The 23,687-nt window shown below is 67.4% G+C and carries 20 protein-coding genes and 1 riboswitch; of the genes, 8 read left to right on the top strand and 12 right to left on the bottom strand.

Annotated features, from left to right (window positions below; genetic code table 11):
• Positions 1-101: 101 nt before the first annotated feature.
• On the top strand, positions 102-1,469 hold the full coding sequence (locus PEM_RS19610) for a short-chain fatty acyl-CoA regulator family protein (protein WP_095378603.1): 1,368 nt from the start codon (positions 102-104) through the stop codon (positions 1,467-1,469).
• Between the two features lie 358 nt (positions 1,470-1,827).
• Here PEM_RS19610 and PEM_RS19605 read toward each other — a convergent pair whose 3' ends face one another.
• Positions 1,828-3,720 carry a patatin-like phospholipase family protein gene (locus PEM_RS19605; RefSeq protein ID WP_111128950.1) on the bottom strand — a complete coding sequence of 631 codons (1,893 nt, stop codon included), beginning with the start codon at positions 3,718-3,720 and terminating at the stop codon, positions 1,828-1,830.
• A 188-nt stretch (positions 3,721-3,908) separates the two neighbouring features.
• On the opposite strand from PEM_RS19605, the gene PEM_RS19600 reads away from it, so the two are divergent.
• The 4 genes from PEM_RS19600 to pncA all read left to right on the top strand — a co-directional run bounded on the left by PEM_RS19600 (position 3,909) and on the right by pncA (position 8,244).
• A complete protein-coding gene (locus PEM_RS19600) occupies positions 3,909-4,964 on the top strand; it encodes a bifunctional nicotinamide-nucleotide adenylyltransferase/Nudix hydroxylase (protein WP_111128870.1) in 1,056 nt (351 codons plus the stop codon).
• A gap of 65 nt (positions 4,965-5,029) precedes the next feature.
• Entirely contained in the window at positions 5,030-6,439 is a 1,410-nt protein-coding gene (locus PEM_RS19595) for a nicotinate phosphoribosyltransferase (RefSeq protein WP_111128869.1), read from the top strand.
• A gap of 98 nt (positions 6,440-6,537) precedes the next feature.
• A riboswitch (cobalamin riboswitch) is annotated at positions 6,538-6,752 on the top strand.
• Positions 6,753-6,890: 138 nt separating this feature from the next.
• On the top strand, positions 6,891-7,562 hold the full coding sequence (locus tag PEM_RS19590; protein ID WP_069138087.1) for an epoxyqueuosine reductase QueH: 672 nt from the start codon (positions 6,891-6,893) through the stop codon (positions 7,560-7,562).
• A 55-nt stretch (positions 7,563-7,617) separates the two neighbouring features.
• Positions 7,618-8,244: a bifunctional nicotinamidase/pyrazinamidase gene (gene pncA / locus PEM_RS19585; RefSeq protein WP_111128867.1), complete on the top strand. Its 627-nt coding sequence runs from the start codon at positions 7,618-7,620 to the stop codon at positions 8,242-8,244.
• 287 nt (positions 8,245-8,531) lie between these two features.
• On the opposite strand, the gene purU is transcribed toward pncA, so the two are convergent.
• Complete coding sequence (gene purU / locus PEM_RS19580) at positions 8,532-9,383, bottom strand: formyltetrahydrofolate deformylase (RefSeq protein WP_005420671.1); 852 nt, start codon at positions 9,381-9,383, stop codon at positions 8,532-8,534.
• Between the two features lie 114 nt (positions 9,384-9,497).
• On the opposite strand from purU, the gene PEM_RS19575 reads away from it, so the two are divergent.
• Positions 9,498-10,409, top strand: a complete 912-nt coding sequence (locus PEM_RS19575) for a LysR family transcriptional regulator (protein ID WP_069138218.1) — start codon at positions 9,498-9,500, stop codon at positions 10,407-10,409.
• Positions 10,410-10,412: 3 nt separating this feature from the next.
• Here PEM_RS19575 and PEM_RS19570 read toward each other — a convergent pair whose 3' ends face one another.
• The 3 genes from PEM_RS19570 to PEM_RS19560 form a co-directional block, all read right to left on the bottom strand.
• On the bottom strand, positions 10,413-11,513 hold the full coding sequence (locus PEM_RS19570; RefSeq protein ID WP_005420676.1) for an NADH:flavin oxidoreductase/NADH oxidase: 1,101 nt from the start codon (positions 11,511-11,513) through the stop codon (positions 10,413-10,415).
• A 159-nt stretch (positions 11,514-11,672) separates the two neighbouring features.
• A complete protein-coding gene (locus PEM_RS19565) occupies positions 11,673-12,479 on the bottom strand; it encodes an NAD-dependent protein deacetylase (protein ID WP_069138089.1) in 807 nt (268 codons plus the stop codon).
• A gap of 43 nt (positions 12,480-12,522) precedes the next feature.
• A complete protein-coding gene (locus tag PEM_RS19560; protein WP_065724127.1) occupies positions 12,523-12,924 on the bottom strand; it encodes an acyl-CoA thioesterase in 402 nt (133 codons plus the stop codon).
• 90 nt (positions 12,925-13,014) lie between these two features.
• Between PEM_RS19560 and PEM_RS19555 the strand changes: the two genes are divergently transcribed.
• Positions 13,015-13,650: a LysE family translocator gene (locus tag PEM_RS19555; RefSeq protein ID WP_111128866.1), complete on the top strand. Its 636-nt coding sequence runs from the start codon at positions 13,015-13,017 to the stop codon at positions 13,648-13,650.
• Between the two features lie 102 nt (positions 13,651-13,752).
• Here the strand turns inward: PEM_RS19555 and PEM_RS19550 are convergent, their stop codons facing one another.
• The 4 genes from PEM_RS19550 to PEM_RS19535 form a co-directional block, all read right to left on the bottom strand.
• Positions 13,753-14,772 (bottom strand): ribonucleotide-diphosphate reductase subunit beta, encoded by a 1,020-nt coding sequence (locus PEM_RS19550; RefSeq protein ID WP_005420683.1) that lies wholly within the window; start codon positions 14,770-14,772, stop codon positions 13,753-13,755.
• A 147-nt stretch (positions 14,773-14,919) separates the two neighbouring features.
• Positions 14,920-17,322 carry a ribonucleoside-diphosphate reductase subunit alpha gene (locus tag PEM_RS19545; protein ID WP_095378594.1) on the bottom strand — a complete coding sequence of 801 codons (2,403 nt, stop codon included), beginning with the start codon at positions 17,320-17,322 and terminating at the stop codon, positions 14,920-14,922.
• Between the two features lie 624 nt (positions 17,323-17,946).
• Positions 17,947-19,047 (bottom strand): cell division protein ZapE, encoded by a 1,101-nt coding sequence (gene zapE / locus PEM_RS19540; RefSeq protein ID WP_065178408.1) that lies wholly within the window; start codon positions 19,045-19,047, stop codon positions 17,947-17,949.
• A complete protein-coding gene (locus PEM_RS19535) occupies positions 19,044-19,715 on the bottom strand; it encodes a CocE/NonD family hydrolase (protein ID WP_111128864.1) in 672 nt (223 codons plus the stop codon). Before PEM_RS19535 ends, zapE begins: the two co-directional genes overlap by 4 nt.
• A gap of 43 nt (positions 19,716-19,758) precedes the next feature.
• Between PEM_RS19535 and PEM_RS19530 the strand changes: the two genes are divergently transcribed.
• Positions 19,759-20,616, top strand: coding sequence for an EamA family transporter (locus PEM_RS19530; RefSeq protein WP_119706160.1), 858 nt, complete (start codon positions 19,759-19,761; stop codon positions 20,614-20,616).
• A gap of 61 nt (positions 20,617-20,677) precedes the next feature.
• Here the strand turns inward: PEM_RS19530 and PEM_RS19525 are convergent, their stop codons facing one another.
• The 3 genes from PEM_RS19525 to PEM_RS19515 all read right to left on the bottom strand — a co-directional run bounded on the left by PEM_RS19525 (position 20,678) and on the right by PEM_RS19515 (position 23,638).
• Positions 20,678-22,132 (bottom strand): ExeM/NucH family extracellular endonuclease, encoded by a 1,455-nt coding sequence (locus PEM_RS19525; RefSeq protein ID WP_111174941.1) that lies wholly within the window; start codon positions 22,130-22,132, stop codon positions 20,678-20,680.
• 174 nt (positions 22,133-22,306) lie between these two features.
• Positions 22,307-22,825, bottom strand: a complete 519-nt coding sequence (locus PEM_RS19520; RefSeq protein ID WP_005420711.1) for a c-type cytochrome — start codon at positions 22,823-22,825, stop codon at positions 22,307-22,309.
• 195 nt (positions 22,826-23,020) lie between these two features.
• Positions 23,021-23,638, bottom strand: a complete 618-nt coding sequence (locus PEM_RS19515; RefSeq protein ID WP_005420712.1) for a TetR/AcrR family transcriptional regulator — start codon at positions 23,636-23,638, stop codon at positions 23,021-23,023.
• Positions 23,639-23,687 lie beyond the last annotated feature (49 nt).

The raw sequence follows: 23,687 nt of genomic DNA, 5'->3' as shown, positions 1-23,687 counted from the left end.
AGGGTGCGAAAGATGCTTGGCATTATTCACAGCACCCAGCTCGATTTCTGGGCTGAATCCGCTTAATCTGGCCAACACGCCCCACGATTCCTGTTAATTCTGTGAATCCCTCAGCTCCCCAGCGGCAACTCGGCCTGCGCCTGCGGCGGTTGCGTGAACAGCGCGGCTACAGCCAGGTTGACCTGGCGCGGGCGCTAGGGCTGTCGGCCAGCTACCTGAACCAGATCGAGCGCAACAAGCGCCCACTGACCCCGGCCGTGCAGAAGAAGCTGGGCCAGGTACTCGGCGATGTTTCCGCACTGTTCGACGAAGATGAGCCCGCCGCGCTGCAGGAAGCGCTGGGCGAGACCCTGCGCGACCTGGGCCTGGCCGAAGTCAGCGCCACCGAACTGCGCACCCTGGCGGGCAACCTGCCGCAGGTCAGCCGTGCGCTGCTGGACCTGCACCGCCGCCACCTGGCACTGCGCGAACATGCCGCCGCGCTGGAGTTCCAGCTGGGCGAGCCCGGCGCCGGCAGCACCCTGCCCGCCGGTGACCAGGTGCGTGAGTTCTTCAACCGCATGCACAACCACATTCCCGAACTGGACGAGCTGGCCGAACGCCTGTTCGCCGAGTGGGGGCTCTCGCCCGGGCATGTGGCGCCACGCCTGCGCCAGCTGCTGGCCGACCGCCACGGCGTGCTGGTGGAAGTGGCCGCACTGCAGGCCGGGCGCGAGAAGCGCCAGTACGATGCGGGTACGCGGCGGCTGTGGCTGCCGGACTACCTGGAGCCGGGCCAGCAGGCGTTCCAGATGGCCGCCGAACTGGCCCTGCACGGCTACCTGCCGCAGATCGATGCGGTGGTGGCGCGTGCCGGCTTCACCGATGACGCACGCATCGCGCAGGCGCGGGTGGGTCTTTCGAACTACTTCGCCGGCGCGCTGGTCATGCCCTACATGCGCTTCCTGCGTGCGGCCGAGGCCAGCAGCTACGACATCGAACTGCTGGCGCACCAGTTCGGCGTCGGCTTCGAGGCGGTCTGCCACCGGCTGAGCACGCTGGCACGGCGCAGTGCGCCCGGCCTGCCGTTCTTCTTCATCCGCGTGGACCGCGCGGGCAACGTATCCAAGCGCCATTCGGCCACCGATTTCCACTTCTCGCAGGTGGGCGGTTCGTGCCCGCTGTGGATCGTCTACGAAGCGTTCAACCAGCCCGGTCGCATCCTTACCCAGACCGCGCGCATGCCCGACGGGCGCCGCCATTTCTGGCTGGCGCGGCAGGTCAGCAGTGGCCCGGTCGGCCATGGCCAGCCGCGCAAGACCTTCGCGGTGGCGCTGGGCTGCGATCTACAGCATGCCGAACGCCTGGTGTATTCGCTGGGGCTGGATGTGCAGAGCCCAGGGAACTCGGTTTCGATCGGACCGGGTTGCCGGGTGTGCCCACGCGAGGACTGCATGCAGCGTGCGTTCGCGCAGTTGCCGGGGAGGTAGGGTTGGTTCGGCAGGGCTGCGCCCTGCACCTGCCGAAGCCGAAGCCGAAGCAACAGCAACAGCAACAGCAAAAGCTGGCATTCCGTGGGATTGCGGGGCGGTGTCGGATTGCGGGGACGCCGTGAACCCGTCCCTGGGGGCTTGGCCGCAGCATCCATGCCGCGGACACCCCGCAATCCGACACCACCCCGCCTTCGACAGTTTCCTTCCATCTGTCGGAACGACGTATTGCTCTGGTAGGTGTCGACCTTGGTCGACACGGTAGATCCACGCCATGCGTGGATGCTCTTCGATGAATGTTCGAAATATTCGATTTCGATGGACGTTCATCCACGCATGGCGTGGATCTACTACCGGGTCAGTAGATCGCCGTCACCTTCATCTGCGGCAGCGGGCGCGGTGCGCCATCGGTCAGGTCCGGGCCAAGGTCTTCCCAGGTGCGGCCCTGCTCGACCATCTGCGCCCACAGCAGCTGCGAGCCGCGACGCTTGTCTTCCGAGCCGAGCTTGTACGACGGCGGTGCCGGCTCGCCACGGGCAACCATCGAGTACGCCGCGCGATAGGCCAGCACCTGCTGCCCCGGGTCGTCGGTACGCGCCACTTCCAACGTGTAGCGCTGGTAGGCCGAGGCCAGGTTGCGCCAGCGGATCCAGTAGTGGTTCCCGAACGAGAACGAACAGAAGCGCGCACCCGCCAGGCTGCCCTTGTCGGCGATGCGGGTCAGCACCTCCTGCGGCATGTCCAGGTTCATGCCGCCTTCGTCGCCCTGCAGGCTGACGTGCACGATGCGGTCACGGTAACCCGGCGCGCGCGCCTGCAGCAGGTCGCGCCAGTTCTGCATGGTCGCCACCACCGCGAACAGGAAGCGCCCCAGCTCAGCTGCGGCTAGCGGCGTGGCAATGGACTGGTAATGCCGTTGCCAACCGTGGCGGTTTTCGGTGGGCAGGAACACGGCACTTTCCAGCGCCTGTCGGCCATCACTGCCGCGGCCCACGTCTTCGGCATGCTGCGGGTAGACCAGGTTGATGGCGAAGGTCGGCCAGCGCGGTAGCGCGGCATCAAACAGATGGATCGGGAAGTTGCTGCTGATGCCACCATCGGAGAACCAGCAGATGCGGAACGCGGTGATCACCGGGCCGCAGGTCTGCCCGGCGCTGGTCAGCCCTTCCATGCTGTCGGCCACGTTGTGTTCCTGATCGGCGGCAGGTGCAGTGGGTTCGCAGCGGCGCTCGCGGCGCGAGGGCTCATGCAGCGGCACCGCGCTGATCAGCAACGGGAAGCTCAGGCTCATGCGCGTGGCCACCAGCACCGGCAGCTTCGGACCCTGCGGCAGGTGGTAGTACCGGCGCCCTTCCACCTCCAGCGGGGGGCCGGCCTGCGTCACCAGCCACTGCACCACGCTGGCGGGGAACAACTGCTCGAACTCCTCGCGCAGGAACCAGAACTGCGCGCCGCCCAGCGGCAGTGTGCGTGGTTCGTTGTGCGATACGCAGGTGGTGATCATCTGCAGGCTGATCGCATGCGGGCTGTCCGGCTCGCCGGCATAGCGCGGCGCCTCGTGCAGGTCGGCAAAGGTCAGCGGTGCATCCAGCGGCTTGCCGGACAACTGCTGCAGGCATTCATGCAGCCACTCGGTCAATGCCGGTTTACGTGCATCGCGGCCGAGGCCACTGCACAGGCCCAGCAGGTTGCGCCGGGCCACACGCGCAACGCGCAACGCGGCTCCGGCCACGCCTGCACCGTAGGCGCACAGCAGCGACGGCAGCAGCGTTGCGGCCACGCCGCTCCAGCCACCGCCCCACCAGCCCAGGCCGAGCAGCAGCGCCAGCGACACCAGCACTTCCAGCGGCGCGATCTCGAATACCGCCACCGCCAGGCACAGCAGCTTGTGCGGCAGGCCGGCATTGCCGGTCAGCACCACCAGCAGCCGATAGGCCGCGCGCGCGCCCCGCGCCGGTTGGAACAGGCTGTAGATGAACCCGCGCCGCGACAACTGCGTCGACACCGCCGACAGCCCGCCATAACCGGCATCACCGGGCAGGTGCTCGCCGGCCTGCATGCGGCGATCACCGCATGCCGCCGCAGCCGCTACCGCCGCAGCGATGGCGCCAGCGGAGGTGCCGCCGATGCTCTTGAACCGATACTCGCGTGCCAGCGCCAGTACCGCATTGGGGTACACGATGCCGCTGGTGATGCCGCCTTTCATGACCAGATCGCAGTACTTGTCCGCCACCGTCTTGCCCCCGAGCATGCCGTCCGCCGCGTGGATGCCAGTATGGCGCAGCGGCTTCTCAGGGCCTGAGAACACCACCGCAGTCCGGGCAGGAATCTGCGGCGTTCAGCAGATGGCAGGCCTGCAGGCTTGACCGGCCCCACCATCGGCGTAGCATCTGCAGCAAGCCAAGGGACAGACCCGCGGCTGCCACAACGACATGAGGGATTCTCATGGAATTCGACTATCTCGTCTTCATCGGGCGATTCGAGCCCTTCCACAACGGCCACGCCGCCGTTGCCCGCCTGGCCCTGAGCCGGGCCCGCAAGCTGATCTTCCTGGTCGGCTCTGCCGATACCCCCCGCAGCCTCCGCAATCCCTGGACCGTGGCCGAACGCGCCGTGATGATCCAGGCCGCCCTCGATGGCCACACCGACCGCCTGCTGATCCGCCCGCTGCGCGACCACCTGTACAACGAAGCGCAGTGGATCGCCAACGTGCAGCGCCAGGTGGCCGAAGCCCTGCGCAACGACGGCGCCGCCGCCGATGCCAAGGTCGGCCTGATCGGCATGGACAAGGATGCCTCCAGCTACTACCTGAGGGAGTTCCCGCAATGGCCGCTGGTGGACGTGCAGCACACCGCCACCCTGTCGGCCACCGAGCTGCGGCGCTACCTGTTCGAAGCCGGCGACGTCGACTTCCACGGCGCGCTGCTGATGCTGCGTGGCAATGTGCCGGCGCCGGTGTACGACATGCTCGAAGCGTTCCGCAAAAGCGCGCCTGCGTATGCCCAGCTGGTGGCCGAGTACCGCTTCATCGAACAGTACAAGGCCGCCTGGAAGGATGCGCCCTACGCGCCCACCTTCGTCACCACCGATGCGGTGGTGGTGCATTCGGGCCACGTGCTGCTGGTACGGCGCCGTTCGGAGCCCGGCAAGGGCCTGTGGGCGCTGCCCGGCGGTTTCGTTGGCCAGGAGCAGAGCCTGCTGGACAGTTGCCTGCGCGAACTGCGCGAGGAAACCCGCCTTAAGATTCCGCTGCCGGTGCTGAAGGGTTCGCTGAAGGGCCAGCAGGTATTCGACCACCCCGACCGCAGCCAGCGCGGCCGCACCATCACCCACGGTTTCCACTTCGAATTCCCGGCCGGTGACCTGCCGCCGGTGCGCGGTGGCGACGACGCCGACAAGGCGCGCTGGATACCGGTGAGTGAGGCGTTGGACATGGGCCCGCAATTGTTCGAAGACCACCTGCACATCCTGGAGTATTTCCTCGGCCGCGGCTGACCTGCCCGGCTCTCCCCACCGGCGGATAGACCGCTGGTGTCACTCGACGCGAAGGAGCTTCCGTCATGCACTACCTCGATAACCTTCTCCTCAACACCGACAGCTACAAGGCCAGCCATTGGCTGCAGTACCCGCCGGGTACCGATGCCACGTTCTTCTACGTGGAATCACGTGGCGGCCTGCACGATCGCACGGTGTTCTTCGGCCTGCAGGCGATCCTCAAGGACGCCCTGGCACGACCGGTCACCCACGCTGACATCGACGACGCTGCTGCGGTATTCGCCGCCCATGGCGAGCCGTTCAACGAAGCCGGCTGGCGCGATATCGTCGATCGGCTCGGCGGCCACCTGCCGGTGCGCATCCGTGCCGTGCCCGAGGGCAGCGTGGTACCCACCCACCAGGCACTGATGACCGTCGAGTCGACCGACCCGGCTGCATTCTGGGTGCCGTCGTACCTGGAAACGCTGCTGCTGCGCGTGTGGTACCCGGTCACCGTGGCCACCATCAGCTGGCATGCACGGCAGACCATTGCTGCGTTCCTGCAGCAGACCAGCGACGATCCGCAGGGGCAGCTGCCGTTCAAGCTGCACGACTTCGGCGCCCGCGGTGTATCGAGCCTGGAATCGGCCGCGCTGGGCGGTGCCGCACACCTGGTCAACTTCCTCGGCACCGACACCGTCTCGGCCCTGTGCCTGGCCCGCGCGCACTATCACGCGCCGATGGCCGGTTATTCGATTCCCGCCGCCGAGCACAGCACCATCACCAGCTGGGGCCGCGAGCGCGAAGTGGACGCCTACCGCAACATGCTGCGCCAGTTCGGCAAGCCGGGCGCGATCGTGGCAGTGGTGTCGGACAGCTATGACATCTACCGCGCGATCAGTGAACACTGGGGCACGACGCTGCGTGATGAAGTGATCGCTTCGGGCGCCACCCTGGTCATCCGCCCCGACTCGGGTGACCCGGTGGACGTGGTGGCCGAAAGCCTGCGCCGGCTGGATGAAGCATTCGGCCACACCCTCAACGGCAAGGGCTACCGCGTACTCAACCACGTGCGGGTGATCCAGGGCGATGGCATCAACCCGGATACGATCCGCGCCATCCTGCAGCGCATCACCGAAGACGGCTACGCCGCCGACAACGTGGCCTTCGGCATGGGCGGCGCGCTTTTGCAGCGGCTGGACCGCGACACCCAGAAGTTCGCGCTGAAGTGCTCGGCAGCACGGGTCGAGGGTGAGTGGATCGACGTCTACAAGGACCCGGTCACCGATGCCGGCAAGACCAGCAAGCGTGGCCGCATGCGCCTGCTGCGGCGCCTGGATGACGGCAGCCTGCACACGGTGGCGTTGCCTCCCAGCGGTGACGAGGCGCTGCCGACCGGCTTCGAGGATGCGATGGTGACCGTGTGGGAGAACGGGCGCCTGCTGCACGACCAGCGCTTGGATGAGATCCGCGCGCGGGCTGCGGCGGGGCGTTGAGGCGCATCCCGACCGGGGTCGGATCCCGTTGCAGCGCAAAGGGCTCCGACCCCGGTGCCCCTTGACCCACGCCGGCAACGCGTCCACCGTGGGCACGCCGAAGGTATCCCTGCCGTGGCTGGATGGCGGCAGGGAGTTAAACGGGAATCCGGTGAAGGCGCTTCGTGCGCCCATTCCGGAGCTGCCCCGCAGCGGTGAATGGAAACGAATCCTGCCAACAGCACTGGGCTCGCGCCTGGGAAGCGGCAGGGAGTAGGTGGGCTGCGGCCCGTGTCCATCAGCCCGAATACCGGCCCCGGCCGGGGGACACGACCGTCCCCTGATTCGACCTGGACTCTCCGCGGGGAGGGTGCCGGGGCCATCGCCCGCCTGCACGTACAGGCGGCGTGGCCGCGCGCGTCCTGTTCACGGTAACCGGCCAGACCGCTCCCACGCCCTGACGCACGCCACGATGACCGAGTTCCAACGCCCCACCCTGACCCTGCCCGCCGATGGCAAGCGCCTGCTGCTGCATTCGTGCTGCGCGCCGTGCTCGGGCGAAGTGATGGAGGCGATCACCGCTTCCGGGATCGACTACGCGATCTTCTTCTACAACCCCAACATCCATCCGGTGAAGGAGTACGAGCTGCGCAAGCAGGAGAACATCCGCTTCGCCGAGCAGCACGGCATTCCGTTCATCGACTGCGACTACGACACCGACAACTGGTTCAGCCGTGCGCGTGGCATGGAGAACGAGCCCGAGCGCGGCATCCGCTGCACGATGTGCTTCGACATGCGTTTCGAACGCACCGCGCTGTACGCGCACGAGCACGGCTACGACACCATCAGTTCGTCGCTGGGCATCTCGCGCTGGAAGAACATGGCGCAGATCAACGACTGCGGCATCCGCGCGGCGTCGCGCTATGAAGGCCTGCAGTACTGGGACTACAACTGGCGCAAGGGCGGCGGTGCCAGCCGCATGATCGAGATCAGCAAGCGCGAGCAGTTCTACCAGCAGGAGTACTGCGGCTGCGTGTACTCGCTGCGCGATGCCAACCGCCATCGCCGTGAGAACGGGCGCGAACGGATCAAGATCGGACTGCTGTACTACGGGCAGGACGCTGAGGCGCCGCAGGGCGATTGACGTGCAGGCATGGGGCGGCCACGCTGGTCGCTCCTTCTGATGTAGTGGATCTGCCATGATTGCCCTGCCCGCCGATGTCGCCCTGCTGGTGATCGACCTGCAGCCGGACTTCATGCCCGGCGGTGCGCTGGCCTGCGACCAGGGCGATGCGCTGGTGGCACCGATTGCCGACCTGCTGGCACAGCGTCGCTACCGCACCGTGGTGGCGACCCAGGACTGGCACCCGGCCGACCACGCCTCGTTCGCCAGCCAGCACCCCGGCAAGCGACCGTTCGAGACCATCCTGCTGCACGCGCAGCCACAGACCCTGTGGCCCGACCATTGCGTGCAGGGCAGCGATGGCGCCGCGCTGCACCCGGGCGTGGACTGGACCGTGGCCGACCTGATCCTGCGCAAGGGCACCCGCCCACAGGTGGATTCGTACAGCGCCTTCCGCGAGAACCACGGCCCCGATGGCGAGCGCCCGGCCACCGGCCTGGCCGGCTGGCTGCATGAGCGCCGCATCCGCGAGGTGCACGTGTGCGGCCTGGCACGCGACTACTGCGTGCTGTGGAGCGCGCAGGACGCGGTCAAATCCGGCTTCCGGGTGAAGTTCCTTTGGGACCTGACCCGCCCGGTGACCGAAGCCAACAATGCGATGGTGCGCGAAGCGCTGGGCAAGGCAGGGATCGCGATCGCCTGAGGCGTGGCCGCCAGGCATGGCCCGGCGCTACCGCGTACGTCGCTTATGCCGCTTGCGCGCTCCTGCCCACAACAACACAATCGATTCATCCAGCCCCCTAACTACGCCCCCCTACAGATCGCGGGACGGCCGAACCAGGGGCTTTTCATTGGATGAAATCAGGATTCGGTAGTGCCGGCCGCTGGCCGGCAACCTCGGGATCTCTGCAGTTGCCGGCCAGCGGCCGGCACTACCGGATAGCACCCGTGGTAGCGCCGGGCCATGCCCGGCGGACGCGGGATGGGCGATTACCGGAACACCACCGTGCGATGCCCATTGAGCAGGATGCGGTGCTCCACATGGCGGCGGACCGCGCGCGCCAGCACCAGCGATTCGGTATCGCTGCCCAGCCGCACCAGCTCGCGCGGAGCCATCGCGTGGTCCACGCGGGCCACGTCCTGTTCGATGATCGGGCCTTCGTCCAGATCCTCGGTGACGTAATGCGCGGTGGCACCGATGATCTTGACCCCGCGCGCGTGCGCCTGATGATACGGCTGCGCGCCCTTGAAGCTGGGCAGGAAGCTGTGATGGATGTTGATCGCACGGCCGGCCAGCGCGCGGCACAGCGTGGGTGACAGGATCTGCATGTAGCGCGCCAGCACCACCAGGTCGATGCGCTCACGCTCGACCAGGTCGATGATCTGCTGCTCCTGCACCGCACGCGTATCGGCGGTCACCGGCAGGTGGTGGAACGGTACCTGGTAAGACGCGGCCAATGGCGCAAAGTCGGCGTGGTTGGACGCCACCGCCGCGATATCGACCTTCAGCTGGCCGCTGTGGGCACGGAACAGCAGGTCGTTGAGGCAGTGCCCCTGCTTGCTGACCAGCACCAGCAGGCGTGCCCGGCGGCGCCCATCATGCAGCTGCCAGTCCATGCCGAAGCCTTCGGCAAGTTTGGCCATCGCGGCATGCACGGTCTCCAGCAGCAGGCTGGCATCGCGGTCGAAATGCACGCGCAGGAAGAAGCGGCCACTCTCCTCATCGCCGAACTGCTGGGCGTCGAGGATGTTGCAGCCGTGGTCGAACAGCAGGCCGGACACTCGGTAGACGATACCGGTACGGTCGGGGCAGGACAGGGTGAGGATGGAATCGGGGCGCATCGCCACAGTGTAGGGCAGCTTCCTGCCCAGCAGCCGGATGATCACCGATGCAACCGAACCGCTTGGTTCAGTCCCAAGCGATACTTGGCCATCACCGTGGCAAGCTGGTCGGTCATGAACCTGTTGCAACTGATCCGCAGCTTCACCCGCACCGCAGAGACCGGCAGCATTGCCGCCGCGGCCCGCATCCTTGGCATCAGCGCCACCGCAGTCGGCCAGAACATCAACCGACTGGAAGCGCATCTGGGCGTACGGCTGCTGAACCGGAGTACGCGCCAGCTGGCCCTCAGCGAGGCCGGCGCGCTGTACCTGGCGCAGGTGCGCCACATCGAGGGCGACCTGGCGCGCGCGCAGGCGATGGTGACTGCCGGTGATATCGAACCGGCCGGTCCCCTGCGCATCGCCAGCAGCAGCGCCTTCGGCCGCCACGTGCTGGCACCGTTGCTGCCGTCACTGCAGCAGCGCTACCCGCAACTGCAGCTGGAGCTGCGCCTGACCGACCGCGCCGTGCAGCATGGTCCAGAGGCGGTGGATGCCAGCATCCGCATCGGCGCGCAGCTGGAGGACGGTGTGGTCGCACGGCAGCTGGCGCGCGTGCCATTCGTGTTCTGCGCCTCACCAACCTACCTGAAGACCCATGGCACGCCGCAGGAACCCTCGGACCTGGGCAGCCATCGCGGGCTGCTGCACCGCTTCCCCACCGATGGCCGGCCGCTGCGCTGGGGCCTGCTGAAGGACGGCCAGCGCGTGGACGCCGCGCTGCCGCCGAGCATGGTCTGCGATGACATCGATGCGCTGGCGTCGCTGGCGGCGGCCGGTGCCGGCATCACACGATTGGCTGCGTTCGTGGCCGAGCCCTACCTGCGCGACGGCCGCCTGCAGGCGGTGTTCGGCGCCGACACGGCGTGGCGCCCGGAGCCGATGGAGGTCTATTTCTGCGTCAGCGACCGCCGCGACTTCACCGCCAAGATCCGCGCGCTGTTCGAGCATCTGCAGGCCGGCATGGCGCCGGCCTGGCGGGTGTGAGCCTCAGCGCGCCTTGAACACGCCACGCGCATCGCGCGGCTCGCAGCGCAGGTACTGCGGCGCCGGCTCCACGCTGTCGCGCAATGCGGCAGCAGCGTGCCACGGCCAGCGCGGGTCGTAGAGGATGCCGCGTGCCAGCGCTACCGCATCGGCGTGGCGATGGCGCAGGATCGATTCGGCCTGCTCCGGTTCGGTGATCATGCCCACCGCGATCACCGGCATGCGTACCTTGGCCTTGATCGCCGCGGCGAACGGCACCTGGTAACCGGGACCGACGGTGATCTTCTGGCGTTCGTCCAGGCCACCGCTGGAGACATGCAGGAAATTGCAGCCGCGCGCGTCCAGCACCTGGGCCAGCGCTTCGCTCTGCACCAGGTCCCAGCCACCCTCGACCCAGTCGCTGGCGGAAATGCGCACGCCCACGGCGATCTTGTCCGATACCGCCGCACGCACGGCGTCGAACACCTCCACCAGCAGGCGCAGGCGGTTCGGCAGCGAGCCGCCATAGCCATCGGTGCGGTGGTTGCTCAGCGGCGACAGGAACTGGTGCAGCAGGTAGCCGTGCGCGGCATGCAGCTCGATCAGCTCGAAGCCCAGGCGCTCGGCGCGCACCGCACTGGCGGCGAAAGCGGCGATGAGCTCGGCGATGCCGGCCTCGTCCAGTTCCTGCGGTGCCGGATCGGCGGCATGGAACGGCAGCGGCGACGGCGCCACCGTGGCCCAGCCACGCGCATCATCGCCCGGCAGCTGGCCGCCGCCGTCCCACGGGCGCTTCACCGAGGCCTTGCGACCGGCGTGGCCGAGCTGGATGCCCAGCGGCATCGGCGACCAGCGGCGGACGCTGGCCAGCACCTGTGCCAACGCGGCCTCGGTGCCGTCGTCCCACAAGCCCAGGTCGGCCCAGCTGATGCGGCCGCGCGGCTCGACCGCAGTGGCTTCCAGGATCAGCAGGCCGGCGCCGGACTGCGCCAGGTTGCCCAGGTGCATGGCGTGCCAGTCGCTGGCGCGACCGTCTTCGGCGGAGTACTGGCACATCGGCGCGATGACGATGCGGTTGGACAGGGTGAGGGGGCCGAACGAGATCGGCGAGAACAGCTGGCTCAAGACGGTGATGAACGACGTAGGGGGTGCGTATTGCACCGCTGCGCGGCTCGCGGATCAACCATCTGGATGGATCGCTGTTTCGTGTGACCTGCAGCAGCCGAGCGTGCGCCCGGCTCTACAGAAGCCCTCGCCCCTTGTAGAGCCGAGCCCGTGCTTGGCTCAGCGCGCAGCCCACGTGGCCAGCGCTTCAGCGCAGTCCCGCTCATCCTTGAACAACAGCAGGTCGTCGGCTCGGGTGCGGCCTCGGTTCAGCGCCACCACCGGCAACCCTGCCTTCGCGGCCGCCTGCACGAAGCGGAAGCCGGAATAGACCATCAGCGACGAGCCCACCACCAGCACGGCATCAGCCTGTTGCAGGTGGTCATGCACCGCCGCCACCCGTTCACGGGGCACGTTTTCGCCGAAGAACACCACGTCCGGTTTCAGCAGGGCGCCGCAGGACGGGCAATCGGGCACCACGAAGCTGGAGAAATCGGTCTCCAGATCGGCATCGCCATCCGGGGCGATGCCGGCCTCCAGCGCGTCCCAGCCCGGGTTGGCGTCCAGCAGGCGCTGCTGGAAGTCCTCGCGACCGCTGCGGCGTTCGCAGCCCATGCAGCGCACCTGATCCAAGCGGCCATGCAGGTCGATCACGTTGTGGCTGCCGGCGCGCTGGTGCAGGCCATCCACGTTCTGGGTCAGCAGCACCTGCAGCTTGCCGCGGCTTTCCAGGGCGGCCAGGGCCTGGTGGGTGCCGTTGGGCCGGGCCAGGCCGAAGCGCGGCCAGCCCAGCAGGCTGCGCGCCCAGTAGCGCTGGCGGGTAGCCGCCTCGCCCATGAACGCCTGGTAGGTCACCGGCGGCGTGCGTTTCCACTGGCCGTCGGCATCGCGGTAGTCGGGAATGCCCGAGGCAGTGCTGCAGCCGGCGCCGGTCAGCACGAACAGGCGCTGGGCGCGGTCGATGAAGTCGGTCAGCGGCGGGGTCATGGGAGCCAGATGGGGGCGCGTGGGCGCCCCCGCAAGCGGCGGCTCAGGCCGTCGGCAGCGGCGGCACCGCGATCGGGTGGCCTTCCTCGTCCAGCGCGATCATCACGAAGTGGCCGCGGGTACACAGCTTGCGCTCGCCGCTGTGCAGGTCTTCGGCGACCAGCTCCACCTCGACCTTCATCGAGCTGCGGCCGACTTCGACGATGCGGCCGATGGTCTCGACCATCTGGCCGATGCGGATCGGCAGCTTGAAGTCGACCTGGTCGCTGCGCGCGGTCACTACGGTGCGGCGCGAGTAGCGGGCGGCGGCCAGGAAGGCCGCCTTGTCCATCCATGCCAGCGCCTGGCCACCAAACAGGGTGCCGAGGTGGTTGGTGTGGTTGGGGAAGACGATTTCGGCCATGCGCACTTCGGTGGGCGGCACGGTCTCGGGGATCGGGGTCATGGGGGTGCTTCGGTGTGGGGTCCGGCAATTTTAAGCCAGGCCCCGTGCAGGGGGCGCTACACTGCGCCACGCCCCCTGCCAGGACCGCCCATGCCCGCGACCTCCGACCTGCTGGCCTTCGCCCTCATCTCGCTGGGCATGGTGCTCACGCCCGGGCCGAACATGATCTACCTGGTGTCGCGCTCGATCTGCCAGGGCCGTCGCGCCGGCCTGATCTCACTGGGCGGGGTGGCGCTGGGCTTCGTGTTCTACATGCTGTGCGCGGCACTGGGCATCACCGCCCTGCTGATGACCGTGCCGTTCGCCTACGACGCGCTGCGCATCGGTGGCGCGCTGTACCTGTTGTACCTGGCCTGGCAGGCAGTGAAGCCGGGCGGCCGCTCGCCGTTCGCGGTGCGCGACCTGCCGCCGGATGGCCCGCGCAGACTGTTCACAATGGGCTTCCTGACCAACCTGCTGAACCCGAAAATCGCGGTGATGTACCTGTCGCTGCTGCCGCAGTTCCTGCACCCGGAAGGGCATGGCAGCGTGCTGATGCAGTCGCTGGTGCTGGGCTTCACCCAGATTGCGATCAGTGTCAGCGTCAACGCGGTGATCGCGGTGATGGCCGGCAGCATCGCCGGCTTCCTGACGGCGCGCCCAACCTGGCAGGCGGTGCAGCGCTGGCTGATGGGCACGGTGCTGGCCGGGTTGGCGGTGCGCATGGCGGTGGAAGGGCGGCGCTGATCGTAGAGTCGAGCCATGCTCGACTCTACAAAAGCCAGGCGCGCAACAAAAAACCCCGGCATCGGCCGGGGTCTTTCGTTGCGACAGGCCTGACCGGTTCGATCAGAAGTTCATGTCGAAGGCGACTTCGCCCTGCACGCCGACCTGGTAGGCCGAGACGCGGCGTTCGAAGAAGTTGGTCAGTTCCTGCACGTCCTGCAGTTCCATGAACGGCAGCGGGTTGCGCACGTTGTACTTCTTTTCCATGCCCAGCTTGGCAAAGTGCTGGTCGGCGCAGTGCTGCAGGTACTGGCGCATGTCGCGGGTGGAAATGCCAGCCACGCCACCGGACAGCACGTCCTCGGCGAACTGCACTTCGCATTCGATGGCTTCGGCCAGCATGTCGTAGACCTGCTGCTTCATTTCATCGTCGAACAGGTCCGGCTCTTCCTCACGCACCACGCGCACCGACTCGAAGGCGAACTCCATGTGCGCGCTTTCGTCGCGGAACACCCAGTTGGTGCCCGAGGCCAGGCCTGGCAGCAGGCCGCGCGAACGGAAGTAGTACACGTAGGCGAACGCAGCGAAGAAGAACAGGCCTTCGATGCAGGCAGCGAAGCAGATCTGGTTGAGCAGGAACTGGCGGCGCTGTTCGCGGGTCTCGATGCGGGTCAGGTCCTGGATCGAGTCGATCCACTTGAAGCAGAAATCGGCCTTCTTCTTGATCGAGTCGATGTTCTCCACCGCCGAGAACGCCTTGGCGCGCTCTTCCGGGTCCGGCAGGTAGTTGTCGAGCAGGGTCAGGTAGAACTGAACGTGCAGCGCTTCTTCATACAACTGGCGCGACAGGTACATGCGCGCTTCCGGCGCATTGAGGTGCTGGTACAGGTTCAGCACCAGGTTGTTGGACACGATCGAGTCGCCGGTGGCGAAGAACGCGACCAGGCGGTGGATCAGGTGGCGCTCGCCCGGCGACATCTTGCTGTGCAGGTCGGTGATGTCGATCTGGAAGTTGATCTCTTCCACCGTCCAGGTGTTCTTGATCGCATTCCGGTACATGTCATAGAACTGCGGGTAGCGCATCGGGCGCAGGGTCAGTTCAAAACCGGGATCGAGCAGCATCTGCTTGGGCTTGTCGGCCATGGGTGTTTCCTTGAATTCTCGGGTCAAAACGCCGGGCATGGCCCGGCGCTACCTTGGTGTTTCCGTGCTGCAGCCGAGCATGGCTCGGCTCTACAGGTGCGAGGTGTTCGAGTGCCGACCAACGGTCGGCACCCACCGCGCGGCGTGTTACTGGCAGGCCTCGCAGGCTTCCGGGTTTTCCAGCGAGCAGGCGATGGCTTCGTCCGGGCTGAACACCTTGGCCGGTGCGGCGGCACTCACCGTGGTCTTGGCGATCTTGGTGGCCGGGCGCGAACGCAGGTAGTAGGTGGTCTTGATGCCCTGCTTCCAGGCGTACATGTACATGGAGGACATCGCGCCGATGTTCGGGCTTTCCATGAACAGGTTGAGCGAGGCCGACTGGTCGATGAAGGCGCCACGCTCGGCGGCCATGTCGATCAGCGAACGCATCGGCAGTTCCCACGCGGTGCGGTAGACCTCGCGCAGCGTTTCCGGGATCTGCGCCACGCCGGCGATGGAGCCTTCGGCCAGCTTGATGGCATCGCGCATCTCCGGCGTCCACAGGCCCAGCTTCTTCAGCTCGTTGACCAGGTAGCGGTTGACCTGCAGGAAGTCACCGGACAGGGTCTCGCGCTTGAACAGGTTGGACACCTGCGGCTCGACGCACTCGTAGCAGCCGGCGATCGAGGCGATGGTCGCGGTCGGCGCGATCGCGATCATCAGCGAGTTGCGCAGGCCGTGTTCCTTGATGCGCTCACGCAGGGCATCCCAGCGCGCAGTGTCTTCCGGCACCACGTTCCAGGCATCGAACTGCAGTTCGCCGCTGGCGGCACGGGTGTCGTTGAACGACGGGTGCTTGCCGCGTTCCTGGGCCAGCTCGCAGGAGGTTTCCAGCGCGTGGAAGTAGATCGCTTCGGCGATCTTCTTCGACAGCGCGCGGGCTTCGGCGCTGTCGAACGGCAGGCGCTTGCGGAAGAACACATCCTGCAGGCCCATGCAGCCCAGGCCGACCGGACGCCAGCGCAGGTTGGCGCGGCGGGCGGTTTCGATCGGGTAGAAGTTCAGGTCGATGACGCGGTCGAGCTGGCGCACGGCCAGGCGCACGGTCTCGGCCAGCTTCTCGAAGTCGAACTCGTTGTGCTCGTCGAAGTGGTTGCCCAGGTTGATCGAACCCAGGTTGCACACTGCGGTTTCATCGTTGGAAGTGACTTCCAGGATTTCGGTGCACAGGTTGGACAGGTGGATCACGTTGCCCGGACGCAGGGTCTGGTTGCTGGCGCGGTTGCACTTGTCCTTGAAGGTCATCCACCCGTTGCCGGTCTCGGCCAGCGTACGCATCATGCGGGCGTACAGCTTGCGCGCGGAGATGGTGCGGTTGGCCTTGCCCTGGGCTTCGGCCTGCAGGTAGGCAGCCTCGAAGGCTTCGCCAAACAGGTCGGTGAACTCCGGCACGACGCGCGGATCGAACAGCGACCATTCCTGGTCGGCCTCGACGCGCTTCATGAACAGGTCCGGCACCCAGTTGGCCAGGTTCAGGTTGTGCGCACGGCGGGCTTCGTCACCGGTGTTGTCACGCAGTTCGAGGAAGTCCTCGATGTCGGCGTGCCAGGTTTCCAGGTACACGCAGGCTGCGCCCTTGCGCTTGCCGCCCTGGTTCACCGCGGCCACGGACGAATCCATGGTCTTCAGCCACGGCACGATGCCGTTGGAGTGGCCGTTGGTCGACTTGATCAGCGAACCGCGCGAACGCACGCGGGTGTAGCTGACGCCGATGCCGCCGGAGAACTTCGACAGCTGGGCGATGTCGCCGTACTTGGCATAGATCGACTCCAGCGAGTCCTGCGGCGAGTCCAGCAGGAAGCACGAGGACAGCTGCTCGTGGGTGGTGCCGGAGTTGAACAGGGTCGGGCTGGACGGCAGGTAGTCCAGGTTGCCCATGCGCTTGTACAGCGCCAGGGTCTCGGACACGTCCTCGCTCAGCGCGCTGGCGATGCGCAGGAAGAACTGCTGCGGGGTCTCGATCACCTTGCGGGTGTGCGGATGGCGCAGCAGGTAACGGTCGTACAGGGTACGCAGGCCGAAGTAATCGAAGTTCAGGTCCAGCGCGCCGTCGATGGCGTCGTTGAGCTTGCGTGCATTGGTCTGCACGAAGTTCAGCAGGCGGTCGTTGATCAGGCCGACTTCATGGCCGCGGCTGACCGACTGCGAGAAAGCGTAGATTTCCTGGCCCGAGACTTCCTTGGCGATGTAGTTGGCCAGCAGGCGCGCAGCGAGGCGGCCGTACTCGGGCTCTTCACCGATCAGCAGGGCGGCGGTGCGGATGGACAGTTCGTCCAGCTCGCGGGTGGTGGCGCCGTTGTACAGGCCGGAAATGGTGCGGGTGGCCACGCGCATCGGATCGACGGCGTGCAGGCCTTCGGAGGAACGCTGCACCGCGCGCACGATCTTGTTCAGGTCCACCAGTTCGGTCGTGCCATTGCGCTTGGTCACACTCATCGCGTTGGCCGTCGGCGGCGACGTCAACAGGAATTCGCTTTCCTTCTCGATGGTGGCGCTGGATTCGGTGGTCACGGCGTGTGTCCTCTTGGCGTGATTGGGGGTGCTCGATGCATCGGGGTGACGCAGCCCGGGACATGACGGCCCAGGATGGCAGGACGGCGTCGCAGGGGATGAGACCCTGCGCCTGCCACTGCCGTTGACGATCGCGGATGGGTGCTGCTGCCAACCCCCAGACCTGGGGTTGCTGCGACCGACGGCCACAAGATAGTGGGGGTAGTGGGGTCCGTCAACGCCAAATGTAGTGAAATTCGGCAATCCCTTGCGCCGCAAGGATCGTGCCGACGGCGCCCGGATCAGACGCTTCAGACCTGCCGGAACGGGCTGCGCAGTCAAGCCCGAAAGGCGTCACTGCGGTGGCACAACGCACCGCGGAAACGGAACAATGACAGCTTCACATGACAGTGATGAAGCTGGCTAGGGACAACCCTGTGGATAGGTGGTGGGCATCCGGTGGACGTCGGGATCACCCGCCGGGCAGCGACGCGAGGCCGCATGTGTCGGCCGGGCCGGAGGAGTGGCCGCAGGGAAACGCCGTTGCGTCCTGCCCCCGATCATTGCCGGCCAGCGGCCGGCACTACCGGAATTCCGGGGTGGTCGTGCCGGCCATTGGCCGGCAACGCACGCCCTCAGGCCCCCTCACGCCCGGTGCGGGGTGCCCAGGTACTCGGCGCTCTGCATCTCGATCAGGCGCGAGGCGGTGCGCTCGAACGCGCCCTGCAGGCGCTGGCCGGTGTACAGCTCGACCGGCGAGGTGCTGGCGGTGCAGACCAGATTGACGTGGCGGTCGTACAGCTCGTCGATCAGGTTGACGAAGCGGCGCGCGGCATCTTCGTTCAGGCGATCGAAGGCCGGAATGCCGCCCAGCAGCACCGTGTTGAACTCGTGCGCGATCTCGATGTAGTCCGAGGGCCCGCGCGGGCCCTCGCACAGCGCGGCGAAATCGAACCAGGCGATGCTCTTGCCGCGGCCGCGGACCGGAATCTTGCGGCCCTCGATCTCGATGTTGCCGGGCCTGGCCGGTTGGCCGCCGCTCAGTTCGCTCCAGCGCGTGGCCAGCCAGTCGTCGCTGTCTGCGGCCAACGGTGCGCGGTACACCGGCGAGCGGGTCAGCGCGCGCATCCGGTAGTCCTCGGTGCCTTCGGCGTACAGCTCCACGCAGAAGCGCTGCAACAGGCCGATGGCCGGCAGGAAGCTCTCGCGCTGCAGGCCGTTGAGGTACAGGTTCTCCACTGCGGTGTTGGAGGTGGTGACCAGGGTCACGCCCTCGGCGAACAGGCGCTCCAGCAGCCGCGCCAGCAGCATCGCATCACCGATGTCGGTGACGAAGAACTCGTCCAGCACCAGCACGCGCAGGTTGCTGCGCCACTCCTGGGCGATCTTCGCCAGCGGGTCGCTCTGCCCCTGGTGCTCGCGCAGACGCTCGTGGACGCTGCGCATGAAGCGATGGAAATGCGTGCGGTACTTCTGCTTGATCGGCAGCCCGTCGTAGAACAGGTCGACCAGGAAGGTCTTGCCGCGGCCGACGCCGCCCCAGAAGTACAGGCCCTTGACCGGCTCGGGCTTCTTCCAGAACGAGGACAGGCGGTCCAGCCAGCCGTCCTCGGCACTGTCCAGCAGGCCCAGGTGGATGCGGTCCAGCTCGGCCAGCGCTGCATGCTGGGCCGGGTCGTCCTGCCAGTCACCACGGGCGACCCCTTCCGCGTACCGCTGCGACGGGGTCAACTCGGTTGCACTCATGCCGCCGCGCCCAGCCAATGCTTCACGCCGTGGGTCAGCGCGCCGCGCAGGTCGATCAGCTTGCGGTGGAAGAAGTGGCTGGTCTCGGGCATGCGCACCAGCTCATGCGGGAACTCCAGCGTGTCCAGCCACTGGTAGACGGCCTGCGGGTCGACGATCTCGTCCTGCTCGCCCTGGATCACCAGCCAGCGGGCCGGCGGTGCGATACCGTCGAAATCCCAGCGACCAGCCGGCGGCGCGATCGAGATCAGCGCTTCCGGCTGCAGCGCGGCAGCCGCCTTCAGCGAAACGAACGAACCGAAGCTGAAACCGGCCAGCCATAGGCGGTCGTCCGGGCGCTCGCTGCGTACCCAGGCGGCGACGGCCTTCAGGTCATCCTGCTCGCCCACGCCGCCATCGAAGGTACCGGCCGAAGCGCCGACGCTGCGGAAGTTGAAGCGCACCGTGGCGATGCCCAGCTCGCGCAGGGTGGTGGCGGTCATGGTGACCACCTTGTTGTGCAGGGTGCCGCCTTCGGTGGACAGCGGATGGCAGACAATGACCACGATCGGCTGCACCGGCACATCGGCCTTGGGCAGGTCGACGACCACTTCCAGCGGGCCGGCCGGGCCATCCAGTTGGAGACAGGCGGTTTCGCCGGGGGCGACGGGGAACGAGGGCTTGTGCATGGCACCATGATACCGTCCCCCGCCCCTGCCCTGTGCCCGCCCCATGCTCTACCTGTCTTTGGCCGTGATCTGCAGCGTGCTGGTTTCGGTGGTGTTGAAGGTGGCTGGACGCCGCCAGCTGGATGTCGCGCAGATGGTCACCTGGAACTATCTGGTGGCGGCAACGCTCACCGCGGTGGTGCTGCAGCCGCCGCTGGATGCGCTGCGCGCGCCGCATGCGCCGTGGCTGTCATTGCTGGCGCTGGCGGTGGTGCTGCCCTCGATCTTCCTGGTGCTGGGCCGCGCAGTGGCGGTGGCCGGCATCGTGCGCAGCGATGTGGCGCAGCGCCTGTCGCTGCTGCTGTCACTGGCTGCCGCCTTCCTGTTCTTCGGCCAGAGCGCGACGCCGTGGAAGCTGGTCGGCCTGGCGCTGGGCCTGGTCGCCATGGTGGCGATCAGCCTGCGCCCGCGCGGCCCGGCGGTGGCGTCCTCGCCCGGCGGCTGGGGCTGGCTGCTGGGCGTATGGGGCGGGTTTGCGGTGGTGGACGTGCTGCTCAAGCAGGTGGCGCTGTCGGGCACGCCGTCGATGGCGGCGGTGCTGGCCAGCTTCAGCGTGGCCTTCGTGCTGATGCTGGCCCTGCAGCTGTGGCGGCATGTCAGTGGCCGCAGCTGGCTGGCCTGGCGGAACCTCGGCGCGGGTGCGCTGCTGGGCCTGCTCAATGGCAGCAACATCCTGTTCTATGTGCATGCGCACCAGTCGATGCCGGACAACCCGGCCACCGTGTTCGCCGGCATGAACATCGGCGTGGTGGTGCTGGGTGCACTGGTGGGCGTGTTTGCCTTCGGCGAGGCCACCACGAAGTGGAACCGTGCCGGTTTGGCGCTGGCGGTGCTGGCGATCGGCTTGATCGCCTGGGGGTGAGCATGTGCATCGGGGTCAGATCCCATTCCGTGGGAATGGGATCCGACCCCGGCGTTGAGGGTTATTTGTCGAAACCCAGCAGCAGCGGGTCGTGGTCGGAGCTGCGCCACGGGCCCTGCACGTTGCGGCCCTGGTAACCGCTGGCGTCCTGCTCGTCGGCGTTGCTGTGCCATTCGGCGGCACCGCGCAGGCGCTTGGCCATGCCCGGGCTGAGCAACGCGTGGTCAAGGCGGCCGGTGTAGCCGTTGTAGACGTAGCTGTAGGGATGCTCGACCTTGGCGACCTTGAACGCGTCCTGCCAGCCCAGGTCGTACAGGGTGCGGATCGGGTCTTCCATCGCGTAGGCGTTGAAATCGCCCAGCAGTACCGCGTCCTTTGTACCGGTACCGGTCGGATCCGTCTGCAGCCAGGCATGCAGCTGCTGCGCCGAGGTCACGCGGGTGGCGTTCCAGCAACCCTGGTCGTCGTTGCGGTCGGCGTCGGCGCCGCTTGCGTCGCGGCAGCCCTTCGACTTGAAGTGATTGGCCACCACCACGAACGGCGCGCCCTGCTTGCCCTGGAAGGCCTGCGCCAGCGGCACGCGGCTGTGCTCGACGAACGGGCCGCCGGTCAACGTGGCCGGCGTGCCGACCGGCTGCAGGCGTGAGCTGCGGTAGATGATGCCGACCCGGATCGGGTTGTCGCCGGGGCCGTTGCCGGCATCGACGAAGCGCCAGTCGCCCTGCGTGCCGCGGTCACGGTTGAGCGCATCGACCAGTTCGGCGATGGCCGACTGCGGTCCGTAGCCGTCGTTCTCCAGCTCCATCAGCGCGGCGACGTCGGCGCCCAGCGCGTTGACCGCGGCGACCAGCTTGGCCACCTGCGCTTTGTGCTCGTCCAGCGTGCGGGCGCCGCGCAGGGTCGGGAAGCCGCCGCCCTGGCCATCACCGTTGAAGAAGTTCTCCAGGTTGAAGGCGGCCACGTGCAGGCTACCCGGCACGGTCGGCACTGCGGGGCGCTTGAGTTCCGGCAGTTTCAGCGCACCCTCGACCTGCAGGCGCGGACGGCCCTGTGCATCCACGCGCACGATGCCCTCCACATTGCGCAGCTGCATGCCAGTGCGCAGCACCGGGTTGCCCGGCAGGTAGGCCACGCTGGCCGGATCGCGGGCATCGCTGCCATCGTCCAGCGCCAGGCGACGACGCTGGTTGTCGGCCATCACCTGCTCATAGCCGGCCGTACCCGGCGCGGCCACTTCGGTCGGCTGCCAGAGGCGGCCATCGAAGGCTACGGTGAGCTGGCCGAAGCGCTCCAGGCCGTCGCTACCGGCCAGGGTCAGCGGTGCGGCGATGCGCACGCGCTGGCCATCCAGCGCGCGCCAGTCGGCCGGCGCGGCGGTCAGCACCACGGTGGCGCTGCTGCGCGCGGCGGCGGGCGCCGCGACCGGCGCGACCTGCGCGACCTGCGGCTGGGCCTGGGCAAAGGCGCTGGCCGGCAGCAGCAGGGACAGGGCAAGGGCGAGGGAACGGCGGCGCATCGACGGGCGATTCCTTGGAAGAGGGCGCACAGACTAACCCTGAAATGCGAAACGCCGCCTGCGCAGCGGGGTTTTGACCTTGGTGGGCAAAGCCTGGGTCGTGCCGGCCGCTGGCCGGCAACCTCATGACCTTCGTGCGATGTGTGGTTGCCGGCCAGCGGCCGGCACTACCGCTTACTTCAGATTGGCCAGCATCCAGTCCACGGTGGCGTGGATCTGTTCTTCCGTCAGGGCCGGGTTGCCGCCCTTGGGCGGCATGATGCCGCCGTCGGGGCCGGTATAACCCTCGATGGCGTGCTTGTAGAGGGTGTCCTTGCCCTGTGCGATGCGCTTGTCCCAGTGCGAATGGTCCAGCGTCGGTGCCATGCCCACGCCGGTGGTGTGGCAGGCGGTGCACAGGTTGTCGAAGATCACCTTGCCATCCTTGGTGCCGCCGTAGGCCACCTGCGACGCGGCCTTGGCCAGCGCGGCGGCCTTGGCGGCAGCCTGCGCGGCGGCGCCGGTACTGCCGGCATAGACGGCGCCGGTGGGCGAGATGCGCTGTTCGGTGCGTTTGGCCGCGGTCGGCGACACCTCGGGCGGAATCCGGGTGTGGATGTAGGCGGCAAGGAGGATGAGGCCGAGGGTGATGGTCGCCAGCAGCGCGATCACCATGGAGAAGCGTTTCAGGAACTCCAGATCGTAATTCCGCACTCTTCGTTACCCCTGGCTGATAGTCGTTGGACCACGGCTGAGCGACTGCGTGATGGGCCGAGTATAGAACGCACTTTGCGTGCGACAACAGGCGTCACTGCTGATGCGGCGCAGCATGCCGGGGCTGGGGTCAGATCCCTTTTGCGCCGCAAAAGGGATCTGACCCGAGCAACAGAAGCCGGCCAGCGGCCGGCGCTACCGGATTGCCGGGGCGCCGATCGCGCGCAGGCAGAAGCTGCAGATCGCATCCACCAGCGCGTCTTCGTCGCGGTGCGCTTCGCGGCTGGGCGCGGTCGGGCCGACCATCGCTTCGGTGAAGGCACCGACCAGGCACGCGGCGGCCACATGCGCGTCCTGCACCGGCAGCTCGCCGGCCGCTACGCCCTCCTCCACCAGCCGCAGGAATACGTCGCCGAAGGCGCGACGGCCGCGCATGCGCTCGGCTTCCACGTCCGGGTCGACCGGTTCAACGATGAAGGCGTGCGCCAGCCCCGGCCCGGCCAGGGCACGGCGGACGAAGGCGGTGATCGCCAGCCGCAGCCGCTCGCTGGCCGCCTCCGGGCCACTGGCGATGCGCTCCATGATCGCGACCTCGTGGGCGACGGCGGCATTGAGGACTTCCACGAACAGCTCTGCCTTGGACGGGAAGTGGCGATAGATCAGGCCGGTGGACACCCCGGCCTGGGTCGCCACGGCCGTCACCGGGGCATTGCGCCAGCCGCCAGTGGCGACCAGCTCGCGGGTGGCCAGCAGGATCCGTTCACGGGCGCCCGCCAGGCGTTCTTCCATCAATGCAGAGCGTTTATAAGCCATGTTCTGATTCTAGTTTCAATTTTTGAATTCGTATTCACTTCTTACCCGA

It is taken from the genome of Stenotrophomonas sp. Pemsol, assembly GCF_003586545.1.
In the GTDB taxonomy this organism is placed as follows: Bacteria; Pseudomonadota; Gammaproteobacteria; order Xanthomonadales; family Xanthomonadaceae; genus Stenotrophomonas; species Stenotrophomonas sepilia.
Note: the sequence above shows the minus strand (reverse complement) of the source record. Positions and strands in the feature narration are given on the sequence as shown.

Bases quoted from the DNA above. Each gene is read 5' to 3' on its own strand.
- PEM_RS19515 (WP_005420712.1), bottom strand. From the start codon at position 23,638: ATGGCTTATAAACGCTCTGCATTGATGGAAGAACGCCTGGCGGGCGCC.
- PEM_RS19560 (WP_065724127.1), bottom strand. From the start codon at position 12,924: ATGACCCCGATCCCCGAGACCGTGCCGCCCACCGAAGTGCGCATGGCC.
- purU (WP_005420671.1), bottom strand. From the start codon at position 9,383: ATGCGCCCCGATTCCATCCTCACCCTGTCCTGCCCCGACCGTACCGGT.
- PEM_RS19550 (WP_005420683.1), bottom strand. From the start codon at position 14,772: ATGGCCGACAAGCCCAAGCAGATGCTGCTCGATCCCGGTTTTGAACTG.
- pncA (WP_111128867.1), top strand. From the start codon at position 7,618: ATGATTGCCCTGCCCGCCGATGTCGCCCTGCTGGTGATCGACCTGCAG.
- zapE (WP_065178408.1), bottom strand. From the start codon at position 19,047: ATGAGTGCAACCGAGTTGACCCCGTCGCAGCGGTACGCGGAAGGGGTC.
- PEM_RS19575 (WP_069138218.1), top strand. From the start codon at position 9,498: ATGAACCTGTTGCAACTGATCCGCAGCTTCACCCGCACCGCAGAGACC.
- PEM_RS19565 (WP_069138089.1), bottom strand. From the start codon at position 12,479: ATGACCCCGCCGCTGACCGACTTCATCGACCGCGCCCAGCGCCTGTTC.
- PEM_RS19525 (WP_111174941.1), bottom strand. From the start codon at position 22,132: ATGCGCCGCCGTTCCCTCGCCCTTGCCCTGTCCCTGCTGCTGCCGGCC.
- PEM_RS19555 (WP_111128866.1), top strand. From the start codon at position 13,015: ATGCCCGCGACCTCCGACCTGCTGGCCTTCGCCCTCATCTCGCTGGGC.
- PEM_RS19530 (WP_119706160.1), top strand. From the start codon at position 19,759: ATGCTCTACCTGTCTTTGGCCGTGATCTGCAGCGTGCTGGTTTCGGTG.
- PEM_RS19535 (WP_111128864.1), bottom strand. From the start codon at position 19,715: ATGCACAAGCCCTCGTTCCCCGTCGCCCCCGGCGAAACCGCCTGTCTC.
- PEM_RS19590 (WP_069138087.1), top strand. From the start codon at position 6,891: ATGACCGAGTTCCAACGCCCCACCCTGACCCTGCCCGCCGATGGCAAG.
- PEM_RS19605 (WP_111128950.1), bottom strand. From the start codon at position 3,720: ATGCTCGGGGGCAAGACGGTGGCGGACAAGTACTGCGATCTGGTCATG.
- PEM_RS19595 (WP_111128869.1), top strand. From the start codon at position 5,030: ATGCACTACCTCGATAACCTTCTCCTCAACACCGACAGCTACAAGGCC.